This is a genomic window from Erythrobacter sp. A6_0 (genome assembly GCF_017744235.1).
Taxonomy (GTDB): domain Bacteria; phylum Pseudomonadota; class Alphaproteobacteria; order Sphingomonadales; family Sphingomonadaceae; genus Qipengyuania.
On the sequence record NZ_JAGHQR010000001.1, the window covers coordinates 702,785 to 727,074 of the forward strand.

Consider the following 24,290-nt stretch of genomic DNA (forward strand, 5'->3'; position numbering starts at 1 on the left):
TATATATTATGTTAAATACGGCAGCGCACAGGGAGGTCACGAAACTGCATCGATGAACAGCACGACAATGCCGAAGATCGCAACCCATGCCCCCGCCATCAGCAGCGTGCGCCGCAAATCGAGCCGATGTGTCCGCAGTGCGCCAAGCGCAAGGACGAGAAAGCCGACCAACGAAATGATCGATACGATCTGATACTCGTTCATATCTTCATCTCGAGACCATCGAAGCCGACCGTCACATGTTTGGGCGCTTCGTCGCATAACGTCTTGTAGTCCATGCTTTTATCGAGATGCGTCAGGACCAGCTTGCGCGCGCGGCATTGCTTGGCCAGATCGACCGCCATGTCCAGAGTCGCGTGGGATGGATGCGCATTGCGGCGCAGGCAGTCGCTTATGATCGCATCCGCGCCGTCGAAGCATTCCAGCATGCCATCGGTGATTTCGCTGTAATCGGTCGCATAGACCAGGCTGACGCCATCCGCGTCGAAGCGATATCCAGTACTGGTGGTCGGACCATGCGGCATTTCGACCGCGGCGAGGCCGAATCCAGCCACCATGCGGACATTTTCGACTGGCTTGATATCGATCAGCGTCGGATAACCGTGCTGGCCTTCGAATATGTAATCGAAGCGGCGTTTGAGACTGGCCATCACCGGCGCGCGCGCCAGGCCCGGCAGCGCGTTGCTGCGCGAATAGCGCATGACGCGCAGATCATCGATGCCATGGCAGTGATCGGCGTGGTCGTGCGTCCACAGCACGGCGTCGACCCGGTCGATCCGATTGGTCAGAAGTTGGTTTCGCAGATCGGGTGAAGTGTCGACCAGAACCCTTTGGCCTGCATCGTTTTCTACGATGATGGATACGCGACTACGGCGGTTTCGCGGCTCGTTGGGATCACACGCTCCCCAATCCTCGCCGATCCGTGGGACGCCGGTCGACGTGCCCGAGCCGAGCATCAGGAATTTCACGGGCGGACCGCCTTGCTGAACAAGGCGTAGAAATTGTCGGTAGTTCGGGCGGCGAGGTCCTCCAGCTTTTCACCCCTTAATTCGGCGAGGAAGCTGGCCGTATCGCGAACAAATCCCGGCTCGCAAGTCTTCCCGCGATGCGGAACCGGCGCAAGGAAGGGACTGTCGGTTTCTACCAACAAGCGATCTTCAGGCACTGTCCGTGCAACCGCTTGCAAGTCCTTGGCATTCTTGAAGGTTACGATGCCCGACAGGGAAATCGACAGGCCCATTTCGAGAACCTTTTCGCCGAATTCGGCCGATGCAGTGAAGCAATGGATCAGCGCCGCAAACCCTCCCTTCCCCATTTCGTCGCCCAGAATTTCGAGCGTATCGTCCTCGGCATCGCGCGTGTGGATAATCAGGGGCAGGCCGGTCCGTCGCGCCACGGCGATGTGGAGGCGGAAAAGACGCTTTTGCGCTTCTCGATCGGAATGCTCGTAAAAATAGTCGAGCCCGGTTTCGCCGATGCCGATCACGCGCGGATCCTGCGTGGCTTCGAACAGCGCGTCTTCGGTCAGATCCTGGTGATCGTCCGCATTATGCGGATGGATGCCGACGCTTGCATAGACGTCGGTCGCGCGATGGGCGGTGGCAATTACCTGATCCCATTCGCTGCGCTTGGTCGAGATATTCAGAAAAGCCCCGATCCCCGCCGCGCGCGCGCGGTCGAGAACGGCATCTTGTTCTTCAACGAGACCCTTATATTCCAGGTGGCAATGGCTGTCGACAAGCATCAGGCGGCCTCATTTTCCGGCAGTTCGAGGCGCGGAAAGACGGGTTCGGGCTTGCCGATTCGATGCCCGGCAGCCACCAGCGCGCCGTACCAACTCTCATCGGCGAGATCGCCATATGCGCGCCGGTCTTCGGCCACGCCCAGCATGTCGAGAACGGCCTTGGCCTTGCTCGGCACGACGGGCTGTATCGCCAGAGCAAGATCGCGGATCGCGATGTAGAGCGTCAGCAGCACCGCTTCCATCCGCTTCGGATCGGTCTTGCGCAAAGCCCACGGCGCTTGCTCGTCCACATATTGGTTGCAGGCCCACACCGCCTCCATCCACGCTTCGATCCCGACGCTGAAAGCAAGGTCTTCGAATTCACGCGGCAGTGCTTCGCGACAGGCCTCCTGCACCTTGGAAAGCAAGGCCTTATCCTCGCCTGCTGCCTCGTAATCGAGAATGGCGCCGTCCATGTTCTTGGCGATCATGGACAGGGTGCGCTGCACAAGATTGCCGAAGCTGTTGGCAAGTTCCGCATTGCAGCGCGTGACGATCGCCTGAGGCGAATAGCTCCCGTCCTGTCCGAAGGCGACTTCGCGCATCAGGAAATAGCGAAGGTTATCGACGCCGAACGTTTCGGCGAGGTCCAGCGGATCGGTGACGTTGCCGACCGATTTGGATTCCTTCTGGCCACGATTAAGGATGAAGCCGTGGCCGAAGACTTTCTGCGGCACGGGCAGATCGGCGCTCATCAGGAAAGCCGGCCAGTACACGGTGTGGAACCGGACAATATCCTTCCCGATCAGGTGCACGCTGGCGGGCCAGAATTTGCGCCATTCCTCGGTGTCTGCAGGATAACCGAGCCCGGTGATGTAGTTGGTCAGCGCATCGACCCAGACATACATTACGTGCTCGTCACTGCCCGGCACCTTTACGCCCCAGTCGAAGCTGGTGCGGCTGACCGAAAGATCTCTGAGGCCCTGCGAAACGAAGGCTATCATCTCGTTCCGCCGGCTTTCGGGTTCGAGAAAGCCCGGCCGGTTGAGCAATTCGAGCAGTCGGTCCTGATAATTGGAGAGACGGAAGAACCAGCTTTCCTCGACAGTCCATTCGACCGGCGTGCCTTGAGGCGAAAGGCGGTTGCCGTCCTCGCCCTGGGTCAGCTCGCTCTCGTCGTAATACGCTTCGTCGCGGACGGAATACCAGCCCTCGTAACGGTCGAGATAGAGATCGCCTTTGGCTTCCATCGCGCGCCAGATCGCCTGGCTGGCGGCATGATGATCCGCTTCGACAGTGCGGATGAAACGATCGTAAGAGATATCGAGAACGTCATCCATCGCCCTGAAATAGCCGGACATTTCGTCCGCCAGTTCGCGCGGCGTGCGGCCCTGCTCTTCGGCCTTGCGCGCCATTTTCAGGCCGTGTTCGTCGGTGCCGGTCTGGAACCGCACCTCGCGATCCTTGAGGCGCTGGAAGCGCGCGATGACATCGGCGGCGATCGCTTCGTAAGCGTGGCCGATATGGGGGCGACCATTGGGATAATTGATCGCGGTGGTGATATAGAAGGGCTCAGACATTGGCGCGTTCGCTAGCCGGGGCTGCCCCTGCGAGCAAGGTGCCGATTTCCATCGCCAGCAGGCCCGGATCGTAATTGTAGGTCGCGAGCTCGCCGGTTAGGCGAACCAGCTCGGCATGCGCTTCGACACGCGGCGATAGCGCCGCGGCGGGAACCGCCTCTATCCCTTCGTCAAGGATCGAGCGTGCGAGATCGAGCGCTGCCTCCAGTCTGGCGCGATCGGGCCGCGCGCCGAGCGAGGCTGCCAGCTCTCCACGCAGGACGAAACCGGCATCGCCCTGCGCGAGGATGCGCCGCATCAATTCGGCGACGGGGCCGAGCCCGCTGGCAATGAAACCGAGCGCGCGGCCCGGCGATCCAGCAGCGGCGGCGATGGCGGCGGAACGGGTCTCCGGATCGCTGCCGGGGGCCTGCGCCGCAAGGATCGTTGCCATCGCATCGTCGGGCAGGGCCGCGAAACGCAGCGTGCGGCAGCGCGAACGGATCGTCGGCAAAAGGCGCGAGGGACGATGGCTGACGAGCAGGAAATAGGTTCCGCGCGGTGGTTCCTCGAGACTCTTGAGCAGCGCGTTCGACGCATTGCGCTCCATATCGTCCGCCGGATCGATAATGATCGCACGCCTCTCGCCCAAGGTGGGGCGGGTGTTCAGCCGCTGCTGCATCGCGCGGATCTGGGCGATCGCGATGTTGCGCTTGACCTCGTACGGTTTGCCCTCCTCGCGCTTCTTGTCTTCCTTGTCGTCCTTGGGAAGGTTGGTGAGCACGTGGATGTCGGGATGCTGATCAAGCTCGGGCGCGGCGCCGACCAGTTCGCGCGCGGCGGCAAGGGCGAATTGCATCTTGCCGAGGCCCGCCTTGCCCGCCAGCAGCCAGGCGTGATGCATCCGTTCGCCTTCCAGCGCATCGCGCCAGGCGGCGCGCGCAGGCTCGTGGCCGACAAGGCTCACGCTCGATCGTCCAAAAGCGGCGAGACGGCTTTCCAGATCCGGTCGGAAACGGCGTCGAGCTCACCCACGCCGTCTATCACGACGAAACGATGGGGCTCCGCATCGGCGAATCCCAGAAAAGCGGCATTGACGCGGGCATGATAGTCGGAATCGCGCCCGCCGATCGCATCGCTCACGCCTGCGTCACGATCGGCGAGGCGGGCTGCGATCGTCGCTTCGTCGGCGGCAATAACGATCGTGAGGTCCGGTGCCAGATCCTCACTTCCCGCTTCGTGCAGGTCGCGGACCAGATCGTCCCCCAACCCACCGGCTATCCCCTGATAGGCGCGGCTCGAGTCTATGAAGCGATCGCAGACGACCCAGGTTCCTGCGGCCAGAGCGGGCCGGATCAGCCGCGCGACGTGATCGGCTCGCGCGGCGGCGAACAGCAGCGCCTCTGCGCGCATCGGCCAGCCTTCGCCCGGCGGATCGAGCAGCAAGCCGCGGATCGCCTCCGCTCCCGGCGTTCCACCGGGCTCGCGTGTCAGCACGGCATCAATACCGCGTGCCTCAAGCTTTTGGGCGAGCAGCCGGGCCTGCGTCGATTTGCCCGTCCCCTCCCCGCCTTCGCATGCGATGAAACGGCCCCTCTTGCCAGCACTCATCCCGCCCAGCCCCACAACCCATTGAAGACGCGCTGGATGACGGTCGCTTCGCTGACCGGCCGTTCGGCATAAAGGGGGAGCGTGTTCACCTGTTCGCCATCGACCGTCACGATCAGGCGAGCGATTTCCTCATCATCGGCGATCGGCGCACGCAGCGGCCCTTCATACCGGACGGAAAGGTCCACTTTCGGCATCCTGCCATAGGGCACGGAAAGGCGAACCGGGCGCGCCGACACCAGGCCGATTTCGGACACGTTGCCATCCTGAACCCGCGCCGTTGCCACCCGCTCGCCAGTCTCGAACAGGCGACGGCTGTCGAAATTCGCGAAACCCCATTCGATCAGGGCGCGCGCCGCATCGTTGCGCTCTCGTCCGCGCGGCGAGGCCGCAACCACCATGACGAGGCGCCGCCCATTGCGCTCCGCACTGCCGAGAAAACCGTAGCCCGCCTGATTGGTGAAGCCGGTCTTGATCCCGTCCGCCCCCGGAACGACGCCGCTGATCGGATCGTGATTGTTCTGGCGAATGCCGTTGTATTCGAGACCCTTCTTGCCGACGAAATGCCCATATTTGGACGGATGGCGCTGGATCATCGCGCTTCCCAGCGTGACAAGATCGCGCGCGGTCACGAATGTCTGCCCGTCATCCATCCAGCCATTGGGCGTGTTGAAATGACTGTCCGCCATGCCGAGCCGCGCAGCGGTATCGTTCATCGCCATGCTCCACCGCGCGACCGATCCGGCGGCCCCTTCGGCCAGAACCACGGAGGCGTCATTGGCCGAAACCGTGGTGATCCCGTGGAGCAATTCATCGACCGTGATGCGCGCATCGTGCGGCAGATACATGGTCGAGCCCTTGCGATTCCAGGCGCGGAACGTGTCCGGCCGAACGGTCATGACCTGCTGCGGGAACAGCTTGCCCTGCTCCATCCACTCGAAAGCGACCATGGTGGTCATCACCTTGGTGATGGATGCGGGCATGAACCTGCGGTCTTCCTCGCGGGCGAACAGGGTCTGTCCACTCGACAGATCGACCAGCATGGCGATCGGCGCTTCGTAAGGCGTCGGCACACGAGGAGCGGTGGGATTGGCGGCGCGGCTCGACGATGTGATCGCGATCGCGCCGGCCAAGCCGAGAGTCAGGAATTTCAACGCTGCGCGCACATGGGCTCCCGCACCGGGAGCGCCCGGCGCCTTATCTGATATCGACGATGAGAGCGTCCCTATAACCCGCTGCGCGCACCTTGGCGAGCGCGGCGCTCGCCTCTCCACGGTTCGCGAAGGGGCCGACGCGGACGCGGAATAGCGAGCCGGTCGGTTCGAGATAACCGCCGATCGCATCGACGACCTTCTGGGCCGAGGCGCGGGTCGAATAGGCGCCCGCCTGGACTGCAAGAGTTCCGCTCGCCGCAGGAGATGGCGACGGTGCCGGGGCAGGAGCGGGAGTCGCAGCCGAAGTCGGTGCAGGCGTGGGCGTGGGCGTGGGGCTCGGCGTGGGTGCCGGGGATGAGGCCGGAGACGGATTCTCCCCCGTCGTGGGATCGATGGTTTCGATCGGCCCGCGTGTGGCCACATCGGAAGAACCGGCATCTTCACGCGCGAGCGACGCGCTGCCGATGGGGGGCAACCTGCGCTTTAACACGTCCAGCAGGCCCTGGGGCGTCTCCATACGCAGGTCGACGCTGCGATCGGCGCGCAATTCGGCGCGCTGATCTTCGGGCGGATTGACACGGCGCACGCGTATCGGCGTGTTTTCGCCAGCGCCCAATTGAGCGGCTGCAGCACGCGAAAGGCCCAGAAGGCGAGAATTCGTCATCGGCCCCCGCCGCTCCACCCGGACGAGAACGGTGCGCCCACTTTCAAGCGACGTGACCTCGACGTAGCTCGGCAGAGGAAGCGTGCGATGCGAGGCGGATACCCCTTCCGCATCTGTATCGTCGAGCGTCGCGTAGCCGACTTCGTCGTAATTCAGAGTGTCGGCGGGTGTGTAGGTTATCCCGTCGATCGTAAAGGGCTCACCCAGCACCATCGGATAATCGGCGGCGGGACCGGTCGGGATCGAGCGCGACGCGCTCGGCACCGAGGGCTCAGACGCGGCGTCGAGCCCGCCGAACCCGCCCAGCCCGCATGCAGCGAGCGAGAGCGTCGAAACGCCACCCAGAAACAGCCTGCCTGCGCGCGAAATCGGTGCGTTCTGATCCTTAACGGGAAATCTCATCGGCCAGGAGCCCCACACTCATCGCGTAATAATTCGAACAATTGTATTCGAGGATAACCCGATAATTTGTGGTTAAGAGCCAAGCCGGGCTGCCCGGCCCGTCGGGACGAAACAGCGACGCCATGGTGCCCGGCGGCAGCGGACGTTGGGGCTGGATACCGAGGGCGCGCCACTCCTCCACCGTCTTGAACTGGCTGTGGCGCTCGTGGACGCGAGGGCATACGGGGGCGACCAGCTCGGTCGCCACGCTGTTCGTATCGAAGCTCGACGGCACATAGGCCGGCACGCCCCAAGGTTGGCCGGTGCGCCATCCAGCATCGCGGAAATAATTGGCGATCGATGCCAGCGTGTCGCTGCGATTGGTGAAGATGTTCGCGCGCCCATCCCCATCGCCATCCGTCGCGAGGCGGAGATACACGCTGGGGAGGAATTGCGGATTGCCGAAAGCACCCGCCCAGCTCCCCTTCAGTTCGGAGCGCGGATAGCCCTTGTCGGCAACCTTTAGCAGATCGATGAATTCGGCTTCGAAAAGATCGCGGCGGCGTCCCTCCCAGGCGAGCGTGGCCAAGGCCTGCGACAGGTCGAACCCGCCACGCACCGCACCATAGGCGGTCTCGTGCCCCCAGATCGCGACGAGGATGTCGCCGGGTACGCCGTATTCCTGTTCGATCCCGCGCAGCACTCCGCTGGCCGAATTATACTCGCGCCGTCCGCCATTGATGCGTGCGGCATCGACATGCCGTTCGATATAGTTCGACAGGGGCGGATAGCCGCTGCCCGAAGAAGACGAACCTGGCTGACCGCGATCGAGTTCGATGACGCGGTAATTCGGTTCCAAACCTGCGGTCATGCGCGCAATGGTGTTCTCACTGACCCCCTGCGCGCGCGCCTTTGCGATGACGAGTTGAAGATAGGCATCGAAGGACAGATTGTCCTGGGCTGCAGCGGGCGAGGCTATCGTGAAGGACGACAGGGAAAGGGCGGCGCAGGCTAACAGGTGCTTGAAGGTCATGGGGCCCCTTGTCTCACAGGCGAGATGAACGCTGAATGTCGTTTAGGGGTTACCCGAGAAGGCCTTCTTCTGTTCCGAAATTTTTCGCTTCGGTGAATGTCCCGATTTCGAAGCGTGACAAGATCGCCAGAGGGCATTAGCGCGATCCATACGCGGACAGGTGGCAGAGCGGTTGAATGCACCGGTCTTGAAAACCGGCAAGGGTGCAAGCCCTTCGTGGGTTCGAATCCCACCCTGTCCGCCAACTTTTTCCCTTCAAAGTTTTGATTTTTAATACTCTTCGTCGGAAGATCGCTGGGTCTTACCCACACGCTTCCCCACATTTGCGGTTCGGTCAAATTTTTCGAATCATTTTCTAAGATCGAGTTTGCGTGGCTTCGCAGACAGACTAGGCAAATATCAGTTGGATTTCGATCGGGGGATTAAATCATGCGACGATTGACGAACGTAGCACTCGCGACCGCACTGCTATCGGCTCCACTATCCGCCAGCGATGACCCTATGATTTTCACGACCAGCACGACCGGCAACGTATTGATGAAGTTGTGCGGTCAGAATTGGGAGCCCGGTAAGTATGATCCTTGCGGTTCATATCTGACTGGAGTGATTGACGGTCTTGGAATCGCTGGTGACGAACTGTGCCCCCCAAATGTGGAGGGTATTGTCAATCAAATGACCTATGTAGTCTATCTAGCTGTCAGAGAACAGCCAGAGCGATGGCACTATCCCGCGAGTTGGTTAGCGAAGGACGCGCTCCAAAGACATTTTGCCTGTTCATAATTGAGGCAAGACGCCTCTTCCTCACTTGATGCTAATTGCGCGGACACGCAGCGGCATCGTGCCTGTCCAATCCCTGTTTTCGGCATGTGGTTGTCGCTAGAGAATGGCGAGACGTTAGGCCCTGCTCGGCTTTACCCCCACCAGATGCACGAACAGGGGTTCCGAATCGCAGGGGCCATGTCTGCTTTGCCATTCGGCCAGCTTTTCTTGGGTGTCATCGCCCGGCGATACGAGTAGCACCGGACGACGATCGGAACCGGGTTGCCTGCGCTCCAGCGCCTCCACTCTCGCCACCAGCCTATGCATGAACGCACCCCGGCTTGCGGATCACAATCCGCAGAACGCGGTTGGCCTCGCCAATCGGACCATGCGTTGCCTCATACGCTGCCGTCGCCTGTTCTTCGCTCTGGCCCGCACGCTGGATGATCGTAAGCCACGACGACCCGCCGCGCTGCCTTGCCTCCAGCGCTGCCACTCGTTCACTCAGGCCGCGCACGGATACGGACCCCGGTTGTCGTTGTGCCACCATGCATCAAACTCCCTCGCTTGCTGTTCCGTCATAGGCTTGACCGGAGGGCGCGCTGCGAGTTCGGCCCGCTCCGCCTCTGTCAATTCGATCCCCAGCCATTGGCGGATGGCCGGATCGCTCGCGATGTCCCCACCCTTCCGGGCCTCCAGCGCTTCGACCCGCTTGGTCAATGTCCTCATGTCTTGGCCTCCAGTTCCATAATGCGAAGTTCGAGATCGGAAACCGTCGCCAGAACCTTGTGGGCCGACAGCAGCGCCATGACCCGCCCGGCTTCGTCCGGCGTGACCTCACCCGAGGCCACAGCCGCGAGCAATGCCGACGACGCAGACACGGCATCCTGAGCGCTTTCGACCTTTGGCAGGGCGAACGAGACCGGGCTGTCTTTCCGCGCCGGTGCGATCCGATCGAGGCAGAGACGCAATGCCGTAGTGTCGCCCTCCAGAGCCTTATCGATAGCCGTCCGGGTCAATTTCTCATGCTCCCCCTCTAGCAGCGCCTCGACTGCCAGCGTCGTCGCGTGCCGGGCGCCTACGGGCCTACCAGCAGGGTTGCCGGACTGGCCGGGCTTGAACGTGCCATCCTGTTTCCGGCCTATTGTTGCAGGTTTCTTCGCCATGCTCAGTCCAGTGTGAAGCCAGGGGGTGGGGGCGGGATACCAGCATTCGGATTGCTGAGACCAGCCGAGCGCGCACCGCCGAGGACCGGGGCGCCATAGTAGCCCGGAAATTCCGCGTGGATGTGGTCGCCTTCGTTGAGGACCTTCGCGTCTGGATAGGCTTCGCGCACCCGAGCGCCGAGCCATGACATCGACTTGCCGGGCGGTGGGGCCAGATCGAGCGCCCCGCCGTCGAGGTGCCGACTGTTTGCCGCCGGTCGATAGCCACGCCTGCGCATATCGGCCTGATATTCCGGCGAGCGATAGCCCGAGGTAATCCGGACCCCAGGAATGGCCTCTTGAAGATCCCGGAAGACGTTGACGCCCGCGCTCTCGCCTTCGACCGTGAAGCCCGGCGGAGGGGGAGGAATGTCATCCGATCTGGAGGGTCCGCCCCCAGACGGCGACGGCTGGTTGAACGATGGCAGCGAGCCCGACGCACCGCGAGCCGGGAGCGAATAGCTCATATCGTCCAGCACGCCCCGCGCCGCCTTGCGCGCCTTGGCCACGGCTGTCTTCGCGGCCTTGCGTTTCGCGTTGTCGTCCATCGCTCGGTAGGGCTGCGAACCAATTAGGCCCAGCAGGCTGTTGTAGGTCAGGCGACCCGCAATCTCGTGATAGCGATCATAGGTTTCGGGCGCGTAGTCTATCCGCTCGCCATCTTCGGTATAAGTCTTGCCGGGCGCAGAGACCCCACCGCCGATCCTCAGCATTTCAGCAACGACAGGATCGTTTTTCGCCTTTGTCTGCCAGAACGGCGATAGGAAGTCCGGCCCAAGGCTATCGATAGGAACCACCTCGCCGAACACATCGCGACGGGGCAATAGGTCGTCGGTCATGCCGGGGACGCGGGCTTGAATGGATTGCTCCAGCGTCTCGCGGCGACGGGCGACGGGATCGATCGCACGCGCGGCACCCGCAACCCCGGCTGGCACGGCAAACGCGCTGACGGTGCGCTGCCACCATGCGTCCGCATTCCGACCCGGATCGGTTAAAGCCTCAGTGAAGGATGACACGCCGGATAGCCACGTCTTGCTGGCGAGGTTGCCCATGATGGAGGCAACCAAGATGGTCCCCATATCCTCTTTTTCCCGGTCGCTCATTCCATCGGGGAGTGTGGCCATATCCGCCGCAACGCCGATGGTGGTCGAGAGCGGATCGAGGCGGGAATAGCTCACATAGCGGTCACCGATCTTGACCGAGTAGGGTTGCCAGCCGTCCGCGTAGAGCAGCTTGGCCTTCTTCGGATCGGACGGAATGGCGCCGGTAATCCTTCCCTCAAGCGCGGCCTGATACATGACGGTGGCCAACCCGGTCCCGAGCATGACTTTCGCCAGCGCTAGGTCGCGACGTTCACCACCAGCGCGAATATCCGCCCGCCATTCAGGCAGGAACGCAGCGGCGGGGGATCGTTCGGTTGCGAACTTCAGGAGATTGATGGGCGTCCGCACGAACGGAACGACTACCTTCGCAAGCAGGTTGCTGGCGCTCGCCTGAGAGATGTTTGCGCCGAACCCGGTCAACTTGCGTTGGAACGTGAGATAACGCCCGTAATCCATCGAGCGCTCAAGCATGTCGTCGGTGGGATCGGCCAACAGTCCGGCGATACGCTGTTCCCGAGCGTCGCCCTTCAACCCTTCACGATTGGCGATCCTCACCGCCTGAGCGTTCAATTCCATCCGCCGGGCAATGCCCTTGAACAACTGATCTTCAGCCGTGAGCAGGCGCGTGGGAATGCGGACCAGCTCGCCCTTCCACCCCGAGATCGCCTTGAACTCGTCGCCCTCCACCTTGCTGACGAAATCGTCAGCCTCGCCAGTGCGTAGCGCGCGAGCGAAGAGAGACATGCCCTCTTTTGTGCCTTGAACCAGACCGAAGGTCCGCGCGCCTACTTCGCTGCCAGTGATCCGCTCTTTCGCCGCCTGGCCGAGAACCGCCTTGCGCCCAGCGCCGATTATTGAGGCGGTCGCATACTCCGGTATCTGGGCCATCGCTGTGATCGAGTTCGACACCATGTTGACGACGTGCGTCGGCGGGTTCGACAGCAGGAAATTGATATACAACTCCCCCACCTTGTTACGGAATTTCGGCTTCGCCGCCTTCTCCGCCAGAGCGTTGAACTTGCCCGGCCCCAATTCCACGGCTTCAAGCAGCCGGTCGGCGGCATCCTTCAGGCCTTTTTGTCCTCCCCCGCCGCGAATGAGACCGTTCAGAATATCGGTGCGGACTTCGCGGCTATCCGCCGCCTGCCGGAATTGGGCGAGCGCGCGTCCAGCTTCCGCCGTCATGCCCGCCACCTGTTCTTGGATCGCAACGTGCCGCATCCATTTCTGGCGAAACTCGGCCAGCAGTTCTTCGCCGGGCAGGTCCATGCGCTGGATCGAGCGGGCAGCGTTCACCAGCTCGTTGCCCGACTTCGCGAGAATGCGACGGGCCGCTAGTGCTTCTTCCGCATTGAATGCCTGACCCTTCCGCCGCGCCAGCAGCTTTTCGGGCGACATATTGAGTTCGGACGCAAGCCGCTCGGTTTCCGCCTGCGTAATCCGGCCACGGGTCGCGGCATCGAACCCGCCCACCGCGTTGTAGGAGTTCTTCAGGGCACGGGAAATGTCCTGCGGGGTGTCGAGCTTCGACACATCGATATTGCCGACGCGCCCGATGGCTTCGGACGGCCACTCTTCGTAAGCCTCAGGCGGAGCGAACGGCGCGGCATCATCGCCAGCGCCCGAACGATCCTGCCACACCGGACCACCCACCGCCTCGCGTTGCTGTTCCAGATCGAACCGCTCGCCCTGGATAGCGTAGTAGGCATCAATTTCAGGCTGATCGTCCAGCCGGAACCGGCGCCCGCCATTCCCGTCATAGGTATCGCGCAGAGCATCGAGAAAGGTGTTCACATCGGGGCGGTCGGTATGCTCCGGAAAGAACCCGGCTTCCCATGCCTCAAGCGCGGCATCGTCCAGCGACATGCCGTCAGGATCGATCAGCGGACCGAACCGCGCTTCCTGCCCCACGAAGTCCAGCCCACGCCTCGCAGCGTTGTTCACGCCCATGGCGGACAGTTCGCCGCCTTCGTCCGGACGCAGGCCACCACGCGAACGAAGCCAACCCACCATATCGGTAGGCCCGACCTTCGGAATATCCTCGCCCCGCCAGTTGACGACTGTCCGGCGCTCCAGTTCCGTTCGCTCGTTCGGAGTGCGGGCTTCCACAAATCGGCCGGCATCGATCGCGGCGGCTTCCTGTGGACCCTCCACATAGTTGCGCGGGATCGGGAGCATATCGCGCGGCTGGATATTCGCCGCCGAGGACATGAGCTGCGCCCGGCTGGTGGGATCGAGCAGGCGGCGCGTCGAACCAAGCGGAGGTGTCGCCATCGAGAGCGAAGGCATCGGATCGCTGGCCATCGCCTGCGACGAGGGAGGATCGAGAACGAACCCGGCGGGCGGCGGGGGAATGTCGTCCGCCGAGCCTGCCAGATCGGCAGGGGCGAAGGTCTCAGCACTATCACCGACACGCCCAGCTTCCGAAGGCGGGTCCAGTGTGAACCCAGCCGGGGGCGGGGGAATATCAACCAGCCCGCCCAAAGCCTCGCGCTGTATTTCCTCTGTTTTAACAGTGGGAGCATCGCCCGCCGCGCGAGCCGTCAGATTGCCGCCGCGACCTGTTACGGAACGGACGCCACGCGACACCAGCGGAGCAAGAGCCTCGACCGCCTTGCCTAGTGCGGGCTCTGCAATCGCACCGATAGGGGCACCGATGGCCGCACCCTTCAGGCGATCCGTGACCGTTCCGTCAGTGCTGAGGAAACCACCGGCTCCGCCCCATGCCGCTCCGACCTTCGCCATTTGCGGAACCGTGCGAGCCCCGGCCCCCCATGGCAGGACAAAGCCCGAAGTGAGCCCGCCCGACAATTCGCCGACCGTTGAAGCCACCGGGTAATTGGTCTGATCGTAGGACAGCGTAGCGGCGTTCTGGCGCTGATTGTTCGCCCATATGTCGGCAAGGCGCCGGTCGCTGGTGAAGACGCTTTCCCGGCCCGGCGTCCCGCCCAGCGTATCGACCACGGCCCCGAGTTCATCCAGACCACCAGCAAGGAAGCCCGAAGCATATTTCCGAATGCCAGCGCCCAGCGCCTCGCCCCCGCCGTCGATCATAATCGGCGGTGCAGCCGCGTAGCCAATCGAGGGAGTTACATCCCCGCCCGCGTCTCGCTCCGCCACCCATGCGGCGAGGTCTTCGGGCCGCGTCGTCTCATAGCCGTTCGCGGACAGGAAGCCGTTGATTTGTTCGAGTGTGCCGGTTTTCAGCAGGCCAAGATATTCGCGCTCTTTCTCAGGCGGAAGACCCGTTTCCGGCGTGGGCGTGTCGAAGAACTGCGCGACCGTCTCGCGCGGCACCACGTAACCGGGATCTTTGCGATAGTCCGCAGGGTCCTGTGCGAACGTGCCGTGCATCCCCTGCCGGTTCATGCGTGCCAGCCGCTCAGCCGTGACGTAATCGCTCAGGCGTTCGGGATCGCCCTTGAGATAGTCCGGAGCGGCGAGGCCATAACCGCTGCGTAGCATCGAAAGGCCAGCATCGCCCCCGCCCGTATCGAGCGGCGCCACAGTTCGCCCCCAAGACTGGCCAGCGACAGGCCCGAGCGAGACAGGGCCTTGGCCTAGCGTGTCCTGAAGCTGTTGCTGCGCCTGCCTACCGATCGGCACCGTGGAGCCATCACGGCGATAGCCCGGCTGGCGCAGTTCGGGAGCATCGACGCCGAGCATACGCACGCGCGTGTCGCCATCGCGAACCGTGTCCCCATCGGTCGCAACAGGATCATCGAGAACAAAGCCTTCCGGCGGCGGCGGCACCGGCACCGTCACCGTCACCGTAGGCTTGCGCTTCTTCGTTCCGAACAGCCCTCGTTCGGGCGGTGGGGGACTATCGAGCTTGAAACCGGGGGGCGGGGGAGGAATGCTCACCGAGCCGGAACCCACGCGCTGCCATTCCACTCAATCCGATTGCCTTTCGCGTCGGTCGCGGTGCGCTTCCCGCCAGCAGCCCCGCCCGCACGGCCAGCGCTAGGCGTCTGGCGCAGCGTCATGCGATTGGCTTGGCGCGTGCCCTCCATCGCCGCCCGGCCCGACTGGCGCAGGTTTTCCAGCGAGACGCGGTTGTCCTGTCGGTAGGCTTCCAACCCGCGATCATTGGCGGTGCGCGCGTCGTCCATCGCAAGATCGCGTTCGAAAGCAGACGGCCCCGAGCCCCGAAGAACATAGTCCTCAAGCGCCGCGTTCCATTCTTCCGACCCGCGCTCGAAACCGAGGCTATCGGCGTAGATTTCCCCGTCCTGCCGACCGCGATAGAGCTCCGTCGTCTCGCCCGTCGTCGGATCGTATGCCAGCCGCGAACGACCGATGGTGTAGGGATTGGCTGCGCGCAGATCGGCTTCGTGCTGGCGCTCGTAGGCGTCGTGTTGCCATCCTGCGATTTTCTCGGCCGCCTCCCGCTGACGTTGCGCGAACTCGTTTCGTTGGTTGATGATGTTCTGCGTTGCGAAGCCCTGCCGACCACCAGCGCCCGCAAGGCCGTCGCCCAGGATCGCCAGGGCAACCTGCCAATCCTTCGGCTTCTTATACTCACCGACCATCGCCTTCATCGCAGCGTCGTAATCGAACGGCTGGCGCATCGAGCCACCGAGGGGCCCACCCTGTTGCATGGTCTGTTGCGGCGCGCGCTCAATGTTCGCGCCCAGCGTCGAGCCATCCGACCCGACCGACCAATGATTGCCCAGCCCACGCGCGGGCATCGCTTGGCCTTCCTGCATCGGTTCCTGTTCGCTTTCGGACATTGCCAGTGCAGGCATTCCCCTATGCGCCATCGTGCCATCGTGAGCAGCAGGACGGACGGGGCGGCGTGAGCCAAACAAGCCGGGCTTGCCGCGCGGCATCGCCGCAACGGCAACCGAACCGGGATAGTTTTCGCGAATGGGTAGTGCAGTCATGTTTCCCCCCAAGGGCTTCAGGCGCTAGCCATCAGACGGCTGAGAGCCTGCCCGATCGCCACGTTTTCAGGTGCGGAATTACGGACGATACTTGCCAGCCATTCGTCGGCGTCGGCGTTGCCCTCGTCGGCCATGGTCGAAACAAGCGCGATGGCTTCGCCGTTCAGATTGGCGCGATGTTCAGCCTCCTCGCGCGGGATGCTGTCGCTGGCGAGAGCTAGCATTTGCAGCAGAAGGCCCCGGTCATCCTCCCCACCGTGGGAAGCTGCCAGCCGGGCAAAGCAGAGGCCATCAAGCAGGCTCTGAAGATCCCCGTCCACGAATCCGGCCAGGCCAAGGGCGGCAAGCTCCCGCTGCGCTTCAAGGTTGCCTTGAGCGGCACGCTTCAAAGCGGCGTAGGGGTTAGGCTTCCCGGGGGCGGTCAATTCAAACCGACCTTCTCACGCACCACTGCGCGGAGATATTCGGACACGGAACAACCGGCCTTCGATGCACGAAGGGCCAGCTCCGCCGAGATGGCAGGGCTGGCCCGAAACGAGATGCGCGCAGTCTGCATAATCTTTCCCTCTGTCTCACGACGATGGGTTGCGACCGACGATTGCCAATCACGGGGCTGGCGGTATCACAAAAAGGCGCGTTGGTCAAGTGTCTGACGACGATTGCCCGAATCATTCGTTCCCGGCATGTTCTCGCCAATGGGAAGCAAGAACCTTCGGAGCCTACGCGACTTCATCCGCCACAAGTTCAGCGTGCGGATCGAATGCAAATGCGGGAGGGTGCGCCTGATCGATCCGAGGCGGTTGCTGGATTTGGTCGAGGAACGCGGCTGGTCCGCTCACAGCCTGGACGGCATCGCAATGCGGTTGCGGTGCGCGAAATGCGGCCAGCGGCCCAAGCACATGGGTCCGGGGCTGGAGGGCGGCAGCTAGAGCACTACTCCGCCGAAAAGCGGACCGACAGAATGGCCGAGCCTTCGCTATGGACCGTTCCGACGATCAAGCGCATAATGTGACGATGCACAGAACCGCAGCGCTCGCCCTCGTATCCTTGGCTTTCACAGGGTGCGCCGCCGAGCGCGAAATTAGCCCGAACATCGGCGAGGCGGTCGAAATGGTCCTCTGCGCCAGTAGCGAAGAAGAGCGCATTACGGGGCTGACCATGCTGGCGGACGAAGCGAGCCTTGCCAATTCGGACGACAGTATCGGGGACCTCGTGAGGCAGTATGCCGAGGACGCAGAATGCCCCGTTCAGACGGTGCCCCCGCCGCCGCCCGGCTATGTGCTGGATGAAGGCTGAGGCGGAGACTTTATCGCTCGAACGACAGCCGCGACTTTCAAAAGTAACGCTGCTTCCTCGGGACCAAATTCCTCGACATCTTCGGCGTCTCGAATCCATTGGAAGGGGGCCATGCCCTGCCATTGCTCGGCGCCCTTACGTCCCTTCAAGCCTGATAGCCATTCGCCGAAAGGAGGATGATCTTCGTGCGGATGATCCTTGCGGAATTGCTCGTACATCAGGTGTACGGCCTCAATTACATCATCGGGAGTCACACACTCCGCGAGACGCTGGTTCTTGCGCTTCTGATAAGCGGCCTGCCGCTCTGCGTTGGTTCTTGCCATGGGCGTTACCTAACGCCGCAAGCTAGAAATGGCAATCCCGTTATATAACGCTTGATCCGGTTAACCATGTCCGTTATATAACGCTCATCCAAGGCATTCCGCCAAGGCGGTGACCGGCGAAGCGGCAACTTCAACCGGCCACCTGTTCCAACCCTTCCGTTGAAAGGGCCAGACATGACCCAGACCAATACCACCGCCCCCACCATCACGCAAAGCCGCTTTGACGAGGCGCTGACCGAATATCTGCGCGAGCGCGATCGGCTTGAGGCAATGCCGGTCGAGACAACCAGCCGCGAGGACGAAGGCCGCGCAATGGAAGCGATGGCCGCAGCCGAGCGCCGCCTATTCAACAAAACACCGCAGACCGTTAGCGACGTTCGCGCTTTGGCCGAGATTGCTTGGCGCGATCCTGACAGCCTCCCCGACGTTTCCATGATCGGGGCCGTCATCAACGGCCTTCGCCAGATCGATGGCAACGCCCCGTCCCGCACGTTCGAGCCGGACAGCTGGCTTAGGAATTACGAGCGCCTTGGCGGCGGCTGGACGAACGTTGAAGGCGAGGTTTCTTTGCTCGCCCCGGTGCCGACACCCGAGGGGTTGCAGGCGATGCTGTGGGAGCTGGACACGCGCGGCGGTCGGGAACAGGTGAAGGCGGCAATCCGAAGCCTGCCCGATGGCGCGCTAACCGTTCCGGCTTCCGTTCGCTGGCAGTCGCTTTGCCGGGCCTACGACGCCGCCGCCGAGGCGATGAAGGCGCACGAAGCGATCAAGAACCCACACCGATACGACAGCCCCGAATGCGAGGCGCACGAAGCGGAAACCGAACGGCTGGCGACTGCCGAGGGTGAAGCGTTCGATGCGATGATGTTGCACCCGGCCCCCGACACGGCGGCGCTGGCATTCAAGCTCGCAGCGCAATCGTCTTTCACCAAAGGCCAGCATTGGCCAACGGCTGACAAGATCGCGGCGCGCCTTGCTGCCGATGCGGCCACCATTCTGCCGAAGGTTGCTTGATCGTGGGCGCGCAGATCATCGGGGGGCCTTCGTTGGGCCTCCCATCCGCCGCGCTGTTGGAGAGCGCAATTCGCCGCCTGCCACGCGATGCGCTGGCCGACCTATGCCAGCAATTGATTGATCGCATGGACGCGATGGATCCCGATCCTGACTTCGAGGAAACCGACGCCGAGGATGGCTTCTGTCTCAGCGGAAGGGCTCAAGCGCAAACCGGACCAGGCTGTGCCGTTAGCGATCCGAACGAGGACAGCGACAGCGACTATTGCGAGGCGAGTGACGATCGCGGCAGCAGCGGCCCGAATGCCCTGTTTCGGGGCTTTGTTGCTCACAAGCAAATCGAGTTCGAGGAAGATTGCGAACGTTGGAACCAGCCCGTGCATTGGAACGCCTAGCCCACTATCAGCCTCTAGTTTGCTGGCCCGTCGCTTCACCCGAGGCGGCGGGTTTTTTCTGGTTTTTAACGACGCGCCCCCGCGTATTTGCCGCGTATTATCGCATGACCGCTCCACCGCCTCGACCTCACCAAAGAGCAGCGCGACGAGCACATCAGGCGATACGCTGAACTGCTGGAATTTCGTTCGAGACAGGTGCCGCAAAATGCTGCGGCTGTCTTGTCAGACGGTCGCAAGGCGGGACCGCTTTACCAGCTCGACCGATCCCGCTCCCGTATTTTTCCCGTATTATCGGGAACATCGTGCGGGCTCACCGAACTGACTTTTCTTCGATCATTCGCCTGAGCGGCCCTCGCTGAACTGGGCCGATTTTGCGTCGATTAAGACGGCGGGATTTCCATAAGTAGCTCAAGCGGTTAGAGCAAAACGTGCCTACAAATGGAGAGAGGTGGGGGGGGTCTCTCTATCCGTCCTTCCTCCCTACCCTTCTCCAATTTGGGCCATTTCATCACCTATGCGGATTTCGTTGAGCCCGAATTGATATGCCACGCGCATCATCGCCTGTTCTAAGGCGGCTTTCTTAGAGGCGGGGACGAGGAAGCTATCGTGGACCGGCAAGGCGACAACATTTTGCCGTAACAGTTCCGTCATGATGTGCTCCGCCATATCGCTTTCTTGTTTCATCAAGCGGGCACCGGCGTCAGTATGGAAAAAGCGAGCCACTGGCTGATGCATTTCCTTGATGTCGGAAATCAGTCGAGCTGCACGCGCGATCGGACTGCTCTCAACGCCCGGCAAAGATTCCATTTCGCTGCAATGGGCGATTGCCAAGCGTGCGGCGGGCAAACTCGACGCATTCAGCAAAATGAGCATTGCGCGTTTCACTAGCGGGCGAGGCCAATCCGCATGCGCGTAGCAATCACGTGGCATTGGCGCGCCTACTTCCGCATAAAGCATGGCCGGATGCAATGTAGCGAAATCGAGTTCCACGACAGGCTCGCCGTCTAGTGTAATTCGCTTGCGAACATCTCGCTTCACGTTCTGCCAAGATGCCCCATGCGCATAGAAGCGCCCGCCTCGATGCATCGTCGTATTGAAAATTCTTGAGACTGGAGCCGTGAGAGCGTTGCCGTCCGGGTCACGAGCATCGACTGAAACGATTGCCTCATTCAGCGCGAGAACCTTCCCGCCCATACGGGCAACTTCGCGGGTTGAAGGCAGTAGAAGCGGGCGACTGTCAGGGTCTCGAAGCTGCACACCTGGTCGCGGCAGCTCCAAAGGGAGGTTCGGGTGGGCGCACAGTAGTTCGGCCATCGCGTCGATCAGTTTGGGCAATGCGATCATCGCCGACTGCTTCCCTCTTGCCCCTTTACGCTGACGAAAATGCTCGATCCATCCCCCGGCCTCAAAAGCATCAACAGCACCGACAACGCGCCGATAAGTGAGCAGCGGATGGTTGACCCTATTGTCATAGTAGTTGCGAGATCGTGAGTAAGACACCCATCGGCCAAGAGGATAAGCTTCAACCAATCCCACTGCTATCGCCGCGCCGGTGCGCTTGACGCCTAGCAATTTTTGGACGTCGCCCCAAATTGCTGATGTCTCATATTTAACGGCAAGCGGAATATCGCGTTCGCCGAAATCATCGTTCATCAAGACCTCCCGTAGTGAGGTCGATCTTTTGGCGACCGAGGACTAACCGCAGACCGCCCAGCATCCCGCGCGCTTCCCGGATGTCAGCGAAGCGTTGTTCTTCCGGGTGGCTTGGATCAGGAGGGCAGAGACGGACGATGTAATCGCCCGCCTCCCCATGCGACAGCGTGACCGTGCCGCGATCCACTACGCGGCCTCGTCGGCTGGATTGATGACGCTGTAGGCAGTGACGTTCGAGCCAAGTTCGCCGGGTCGTTTGCCGATCTCGAACAGTAGCTTCCGCCTAGCCAGTTCTCCCGCGCGAGGGCGAACGCATAGAAGCGGAATGCCAAGGTCGTTTGCAATCTGCTCTGGTATCGCGCCAGCCGCCCCGTAAGGGGTCCATGCGGCCATCATTTGCGCATGGCGTGGCGCAAGGTTCTCGGTGACCTTTGAAGCAGCCTCCGTACTGTTTTCCCGAGCGGTTTTGCTGTGCCCTTTGTGACCGGCGGCGGTGCCGCGCGCATAGTGCTTGCGATCATCCATGACGCGGGCCCTCCCATTCCACACCCGCCCGTTCGGCGAGCTGTTCGAACCATGCGGCTTGCTTATCAGTGAGGGGTGCAGGGTCTGCGATGCATTGGCCCAGGAACGAGCCTGACCGTCTAGTGAGCCGATCGCTTCCAGTTAGGATCGCGAGCGCAGCGGCGCGGAGGGCATTATCAGCCATGCGCACCTCCCATCCCTGAGAAAGCTTTGCGCAGTTCTACCGCCGCCTGAGCCTTGGAAAGTCGATCGTCACCGAACAAACCCGCCCGGCGCTTTGCAGCCGTGAAGGTTCGAGCCCCACCGATGATCCATTCGGCGAAGGCATAGACGCCGCTTCGGCGATCGGGCGTTTCACAAGGCAGGGAATCCAGCAAGACCTGCACGGCAGGATTGCGGACGCCTAGCTTAGGCTTGCGCTGACGCTCAATAACAGAGCGAGCGAGCGCCGAAAAAGTATCTTCCATGTCGTTTCCTTTTCGCAAGGATGCGAAAGGAAATCGTCGCCACAGGCTTGCGCAGGCGCTTTCGCTCCGCTAAGTCCGTGGTGCTTACCGACCATTTCCCTACGCAGTTTTGAGGCCGTCCCACACCATCGGGGCGGCCTTTCGTTTTGGTCTGATAGTTTGAGTTCACGCAGCTCCCGCCAAAACCACGGGGAGGCCTTTGGCCCACTCGCGTTCATGCTCGGGAGTGATCCTGCTGGCCGCGCCGATTTTCACCAGCGTCGGAGGCCTGCGGTAAAAGGTCGATCGTGAGATTTTCCACTTCTCACAGAACTGATCGACGGTTTGGGCTCCAGATTCTGCTTGCATACCTGTCCTTTCGATGCGAGACGGTCGTCGCAGCGCGTCCGCCTATGACGCTATATAGCGCAGGCGATTCCTGGAACGAAGCGTGAATCTAGGTAGAGGTAGCTTTACCTGTGGATCAGTCGGGGAAGGGTTGCGTTGGTAGCCGACGATTCGGGAAAGCGTTTCGTATCTGCTCGTAACTGAGATCCAATTCGACGGCAGCGGCGTCGGCAGCGCTTGATGGCGAAGCACCGGCAGCAAGATGTCCGAAATAAGCCCGCTGGCGCTCCTCCATCTTTGGGCCGCGCGCATTCGCTCGCCCGCCCTTCTTTCGAGCTTCTGTCAGTTGCCGAGCGCCATCGAGTTCAGGCTTGATATTGGCGGCGAAATCAGTCCTGGCTGAGAGCACGCCCAATTCGAACGCAAGACGTATCTGATCGGCTGAGTTCTTCCACCTGCCTGCCCGGCGAAGTTGCTCTGCTTTTTCGTCCAGCTCGCCAAGCAAAATATTTACGTCCCGCATCTCCTGCGGGAAAATCCAGACTTCCTCGCCACGCGAATTGTGATAGCTGAGGAAAGCACACGCATCACGAGTGACCCGAGAAATCATGCGAGCTCTTTGATGCAGTGCTTTGGTGGGATCCTTCGCAAGTAGTTTGGCGAAGTCTCTAGCTCGCCGCCCACGCTCCTTAGCAAGCTTTGAGAGATCGGCTTCGCTAACCAAGACATCGGAATTGTCGCGTGGTGGGAAATACATTGAAGCTTCGGAAAGCATATTTCGAACAAGGGATTTCGTCTCGTCGGGCGTGAGCGCGAGAGCGAGCCCAATTTCCTCACCATGTGAGCGGATTTCGTCCTCAGACCAGCCAAGCCACTCTTTGCCCCTAATCATTCGTTCTATCGCAATACGCCGCCCACTCACCCATCAGACGGCGACGCTTCTCAAGAAGCTTGCCACGACGATATGCCGCTTCGGTTTTGTCCCGGATCGTGTGCGCTAATGCCGCTTCCGCAATATCACGCGGATAATCGGTTTCCTCGCTGACCCAATCGCGAAAGCTTGATCGAAAACCGTGTGGTACGGCCTCTAGGCTCATGTCCCGCATGATCTTGAGCAAAGCCATGTCTGACAGCGGCTTTCCCCTTCGCGCGCCAGCAAAGACGTAATCCTGCCCTACGGTCTTCAATTCTCTCGCACGTTCGAGGATCTTCACGGCTCGGGGCGGAAGTGGAACGACATGCTTCTTTCCCGCCTTCATTCGACTAGCGGGGATTGTCCATTCGCCCTGATCCAAATCGAACTCACACCATTTCGCCAATCGGACTTCGTTCGATCGGGTGGCGGTGAGTATCAGCAATTCGAGCGCGAGCCGTGCCATGGTTTCACGCTGGCGGAGCATGACGAGGAAGGCGGCGATCTCGGAATATTCCATTGCCGGATGATGCCGAATGCTTCGCTTGACTTTAGGAAGCGCTTGATTGACGCCGCGCACGTGCAGAGGATGTTCCCGCAGCTTCTTGCCGGTCGCCCAATCCAGTACCATTACAATGCGCTGACGAACCCGCCGTGCTGTTTCCGGCTTGGCCGTCCAGATAGGCGCCAGCACGGCGAGAACGTGATCGGTGTCTATCTCGTTGACTTGCATCTCGCCGATCTTGGGAAAGGCGTAGGTTTCCAATGTGGTCCACCACTGCGCCCGATGTTTGGCATTACGCCATTCGCCCTTGTTTGCGTCGAAAACCGATTTCGCTGCTGCTTCAAAGGTCGGGATCGACCGGAGCCGGACCTTTTCGGATTTCGGATCGAGGCCCCGCGCGAGGGTCTCCCTCGTCTCGACAGCCAGTTCACGAGCGCGCTGGAGACTGACGGTAGGGAATGAACCCAAGCCGAAATCACGGCGCTTGCCATTGGATTGGAGCCGCACGACCCAGCTTCGGGTTCCCGACTTCGTAACGTTGAGAAACAGCCCTGCACCGTCTTGGTAGCGACCAGGTTCGAGGTCTTTGCTCTTGATGAAGGTGGCCGCTAATTTCGCCATTCGCTTTTCCCACGTATTTCCCCACATGATTTGTGGGTTTCGCTGGGCATGAACGATATACGCAGGGACACGCAGGGACAAGCATTGCGGGGGATTATGGCACAGCCGGGGCCATCACGGTTTGCGGTGAAACGCTAACTCGGCAGACACCCTGTCCGCCATTTCTCCTCTCAGATGGC

At 61.6% G+C, this 24,290-nt stretch carries 24 protein-coding genes and 1 tRNA gene; 5 read left to right on the forward strand and 20 right to left on the reverse strand.

The genetic code is table 11. The features are described from left to right. Window positions 1–36: 36 nt before the first annotated feature. The 9 genes from J7347_RS03530 to J7347_RS03570 are packed head-to-tail and all read right to left on the reverse strand — an operon-like array spanning window position 37 to window position 8,122. On the reverse strand, window positions 37–204 hold the full coding sequence (locus J7347_RS03530) for a hypothetical protein (RefSeq protein ID WP_156501963.1): 168 nt from the start codon (window positions 202–204) through the stop codon (window positions 37–39). Beyond that, window positions 201–968, reverse strand: coding sequence for an MBL fold metallo-hydrolase (locus J7347_RS03535; protein ID WP_209160841.1), 768 nt, complete (start codon window positions 966–968; stop codon window positions 201–203). The genes J7347_RS03530 and J7347_RS03535 overlap by 4 nt, the downstream gene beginning before the upstream one ends. Further along, window positions 965–1,744 (reverse strand): TatD family hydrolase, encoded by a 780-nt coding sequence (locus J7347_RS03540; protein ID WP_209160842.1) that lies wholly within the window; start codon window positions 1,742–1,744, stop codon window positions 965–967. Before J7347_RS03540 ends, J7347_RS03535 begins: the two co-directional genes overlap by 4 nt. Further along, a complete protein-coding gene (gene metG / locus J7347_RS03545) occupies window positions 1,744–3,303 on the reverse strand; it encodes a methionine--tRNA ligase (protein WP_209160843.1) in 1,560 nt (519 codons plus the stop codon). Before metG ends, J7347_RS03540 begins: the two co-directional genes overlap by 1 nt. Beyond that, window positions 3,296–4,249, reverse strand: coding sequence for a DNA polymerase III subunit delta' (locus J7347_RS03550; protein ID WP_209160844.1), 954 nt, complete (start codon window positions 4,247–4,249; stop codon window positions 3,296–3,298). The genes metG and J7347_RS03550 overlap by 8 nt, the downstream gene beginning before the upstream one ends. Then, the gene (gene tmk, locus J7347_RS03555) at window positions 4,246–4,893 is read right to left on the reverse strand and encodes a dTMP kinase (RefSeq protein WP_209160845.1); all 648 of its coding nucleotides are present in this window, start codon (window positions 4,891–4,893) and stop codon (window positions 4,246–4,248) included. The genes J7347_RS03550 and tmk overlap by 4 nt, the downstream gene beginning before the upstream one ends. Continuing rightward, window positions 4,890–6,056, reverse strand: coding sequence for a D-alanyl-D-alanine carboxypeptidase family protein (locus J7347_RS03560; protein WP_348521550.1), 1,167 nt, complete (start codon window positions 6,054–6,056; stop codon window positions 4,890–4,892). The genes tmk and J7347_RS03560 overlap by 4 nt, the downstream gene beginning before the upstream one ends. A gap of 31 nt (window positions 6,057–6,087) precedes the next feature. Further along, the gene (locus J7347_RS03565) at window positions 6,088–7,110 is read right to left on the reverse strand and encodes an SPOR domain-containing protein (RefSeq protein ID WP_209160846.1); all 1,023 of its coding nucleotides are present in this window, start codon (window positions 7,108–7,110) and stop codon (window positions 6,088–6,090) included. Then, entirely contained in the window at window positions 7,094–8,122 is a 1,029-nt protein-coding gene (locus J7347_RS03570; RefSeq protein ID WP_209160847.1) for a lytic murein transglycosylase, read from the reverse strand. Before J7347_RS03570 ends, J7347_RS03565 begins: the two co-directional genes overlap by 17 nt. 154 nt (window positions 8,123–8,276) lie before the next feature. On the opposite strand from J7347_RS03570, the gene J7347_RS03575 reads away from it, so the two are divergent. Further along, window positions 8,277–8,366, forward strand: a tRNA-Ser gene (locus tag J7347_RS03575). A gap of 1,019 nt (window positions 8,367–9,385) precedes the next feature. Here the strand turns inward: J7347_RS03575 and J7347_RS03580 are convergent. Genes J7347_RS03580 through J7347_RS03600 form a run of 5 tightly spaced genes read right to left on the reverse strand, consistent with a single transcriptional unit; the run spans window position 9,386 to window position 16,464 of the window. Then, entirely contained in the window at window positions 9,386–9,610 is a 225-nt protein-coding gene (locus J7347_RS03580) for a hypothetical protein (RefSeq protein ID WP_209160848.1), read from the reverse strand. Beyond that, window positions 9,607–10,047, reverse strand: coding sequence for a DUF5681 domain-containing protein (locus J7347_RS03585; RefSeq protein WP_245173780.1), 441 nt, complete (start codon window positions 10,045–10,047; stop codon window positions 9,607–9,609). Before J7347_RS03585 ends, J7347_RS03580 begins: the two co-directional genes overlap by 4 nt. Window positions 10,048–10,049: 2 nt before the next feature. After that, entirely contained in the window at window positions 10,050–15,053 is a 5,004-nt protein-coding gene (locus J7347_RS03590; RefSeq protein WP_209160849.1) for a thermonuclease family protein, read from the reverse strand. Then, window positions 15,050–16,075: a hypothetical protein gene (locus tag J7347_RS03595; protein ID WP_209160850.1), complete on the reverse strand. Its 1,026-nt coding sequence runs from the start codon at window positions 16,073–16,075 to the stop codon at window positions 15,050–15,052. Before J7347_RS03595 ends, J7347_RS03590 begins: the two co-directional genes overlap by 4 nt. Window positions 16,076–16,092: 17 nt before the next feature. Continuing rightward, a complete protein-coding gene (locus J7347_RS03600; protein ID WP_209160851.1) occupies window positions 16,093–16,464 on the reverse strand; it encodes a hypothetical protein in 372 nt (123 codons plus the stop codon). A 306-nt stretch (window positions 16,465–16,770) separates the two neighbouring features. Here J7347_RS03600 and J7347_RS03605 point away from each other — a divergent pair, with 306 nt between their 5' ends. Together J7347_RS03605 and J7347_RS03610 are read left to right on the forward strand one after the other, a co-directional pair. Then, window positions 16,771–17,004, forward strand: coding sequence for a hypothetical protein (locus J7347_RS03605; protein WP_209160852.1), 234 nt, complete (start codon window positions 16,771–16,773; stop codon window positions 17,002–17,004). Between the two features lie 85 nt (window positions 17,005–17,089). Continuing rightward, window positions 17,090–17,371 carry a hypothetical protein gene (locus J7347_RS03610; protein ID WP_209160853.1) on the forward strand — a complete coding sequence of 94 codons (282 nt, stop codon included), beginning with the start codon at window positions 17,090–17,092 and terminating at the stop codon, window positions 17,369–17,371. Here J7347_RS03610 and J7347_RS03615 read toward each other — a convergent pair. Then, window positions 17,350–17,694: a hypothetical protein gene (locus J7347_RS03615; protein WP_209160854.1), complete on the reverse strand. Its 345-nt coding sequence runs from the start codon at window positions 17,692–17,694 to the stop codon at window positions 17,350–17,352. The genes J7347_RS03610 and J7347_RS03615 overlap by 22 nt on opposite strands. Window positions 17,695–17,868: 174 nt before the next feature. On the opposite strand from J7347_RS03615, the gene J7347_RS03620 reads away from it, so the two are divergent. Further along, window positions 17,869–18,708, forward strand: a complete 840-nt coding sequence (locus J7347_RS03620) for a hypothetical protein (protein WP_209160855.1) — start codon at window positions 17,869–17,871, stop codon at window positions 18,706–18,708. 2 nt (window positions 18,709–18,710) lie between these two features. Next, window positions 18,711–19,100 (forward strand): hypothetical protein, encoded by a 390-nt coding sequence (locus J7347_RS03625; protein WP_209160856.1) that lies wholly within the window; start codon window positions 18,711–18,713, stop codon window positions 19,098–19,100. A gap of 480 nt (window positions 19,101–19,580) precedes the next feature. Here the strand turns inward: J7347_RS03625 and J7347_RS03630 are convergent, their stop codons facing one another. The 5 genes from J7347_RS03630 to J7347_RS03650 all read right to left on the reverse strand — a co-directional run bounded on the left by J7347_RS03630 (window position 19,581) and on the right by J7347_RS03650 (window position 24,111). Next, window positions 19,581–20,753 carry a hypothetical protein gene (locus J7347_RS03630; RefSeq protein WP_209160857.1) on the reverse strand — a complete coding sequence of 391 codons (1,173 nt, stop codon included), beginning with the start codon at window positions 20,751–20,753 and terminating at the stop codon, window positions 19,581–19,583. Window positions 20,754–20,939: 186 nt separating this feature from the next. Beyond that, on the reverse strand, window positions 20,940–21,278 hold the full coding sequence (locus J7347_RS03635) for a hypothetical protein (RefSeq protein WP_209160858.1): 339 nt from the start codon (window positions 21,276–21,278) through the stop codon (window positions 20,940–20,942). Window positions 21,279–21,454: 176 nt separating this feature from the next. Beyond that, window positions 21,455–21,745, reverse strand: coding sequence for a hypothetical protein (locus J7347_RS03640; RefSeq protein WP_209160859.1), 291 nt, complete (start codon window positions 21,743–21,745; stop codon window positions 21,455–21,457). A gap of 463 nt (window positions 21,746–22,208) precedes the next feature. After that, window positions 22,209–22,964, reverse strand: a complete 756-nt coding sequence (locus tag J7347_RS03645; RefSeq protein WP_209160860.1) for a hypothetical protein — start codon at window positions 22,962–22,964, stop codon at window positions 22,209–22,211. Continuing rightward, window positions 22,957–24,111, reverse strand: coding sequence for a site-specific integrase (locus J7347_RS03650; protein ID WP_209160861.1), 1,155 nt, complete (start codon window positions 24,109–24,111; stop codon window positions 22,957–22,959). Before J7347_RS03650 ends, J7347_RS03645 begins: the two co-directional genes overlap by 8 nt. Between the last annotated feature and the right edge of the window lie 179 nt (window positions 24,112–24,290).

Coding starts and splice junctions, on each gene's coding strand:
- J7347_RS03640 (WP_209160859.1), bottom strand. CDS start 21,745: ATGGAAGATACTTTTTCGGCGCTCGCTCGCTCTGTTATTGAGCGTCAG.
- J7347_RS03630 (WP_209160857.1), bottom strand. CDS start 20,753: ATGAACGATGATTTCGGCGAACGCGATATTCCGCTTGCCGTTAAATAT.
- J7347_RS03565 (WP_209160846.1), bottom strand. CDS start 7,110: ATGAGATTTCCCGTTAAGGATCAGAACGCACCGATTTCGCGCGCAGGC.
- J7347_RS03635 (WP_209160858.1), bottom strand. CDS start 21,278: ATGGATGATCGCAAGCACTATGCGCGCGGCACCGCCGCCGGTCACAAA.
- J7347_RS03615 (WP_209160854.1), bottom strand. CDS start 17,694: ATGGCAAGAACCAACGCAGAGCGGCAGGCCGCTTATCAGAAGCGCAAG.
- J7347_RS03605 (WP_209160852.1), top strand. CDS start 16,771: ATGGGAAGCAAGAACCTTCGGAGCCTACGCGACTTCATCCGCCACAAG.
- J7347_RS03645 (WP_209160860.1), bottom strand. CDS start 22,964: ATGATTAGGGGCAAAGAGTGGCTTGGCTGGTCTGAGGACGAAATCCGC.
- J7347_RS03540 (WP_209160842.1), bottom strand. CDS start 1,744: ATGCTTGTCGACAGCCATTGCCACCTGGAATATAAGGGTCTCGTTGAA.
- J7347_RS03570 (WP_209160847.1), bottom strand. CDS start 8,122: ATGACCTTCAAGCACCTGTTAGCCTGCGCCGCCCTTTCCCTGTCGTCC.
- J7347_RS03595 (WP_209160850.1), bottom strand. CDS start 16,075: ATGACTGCACTACCCATTCGCGAAAACTATCCCGGTTCGGTTGCCGTT.
- J7347_RS03530 (WP_156501963.1), bottom strand. CDS start 204: ATGAACGAGTATCAGATCGTATCGATCATTTCGTTGGTCGGCTTTCTC.
- tmk (WP_209160845.1), bottom strand. CDS start 4,893: ATGAGTGCTGGCAAGAGGGGCCGTTTCATCGCATGCGAAGGCGGGGAG.
- metG (WP_209160843.1), bottom strand. CDS start 3,303: ATGTCTGAGCCCTTCTATATCACCACCGCGATCAATTATCCCAATGGT.
- J7347_RS03610 (WP_209160853.1), top strand. CDS start 17,090: ATGCACAGAACCGCAGCGCTCGCCCTCGTATCCTTGGCTTTCACAGGG.
- J7347_RS03620 (WP_209160855.1), top strand. CDS start 17,869: ATGACCCAGACCAATACCACCGCCCCCACCATCACGCAAAGCCGCTTT.
- J7347_RS03585 (WP_245173780.1), bottom strand. CDS start 10,047: ATGGCGAAGAAACCTGCAACAATAGGCCGGAAACAGGATGGCACGTTC.
- J7347_RS03580 (WP_209160848.1), bottom strand. CDS start 9,610: ATGAGGACATTGACCAAGCGGGTCGAAGCGCTGGAGGCCCGGAAGGGT.
- J7347_RS03650 (WP_209160861.1), bottom strand. CDS start 24,111: ATGGCGAAATTAGCGGCCACCTTCATCAAGAGCAAAGACCTCGAACCT.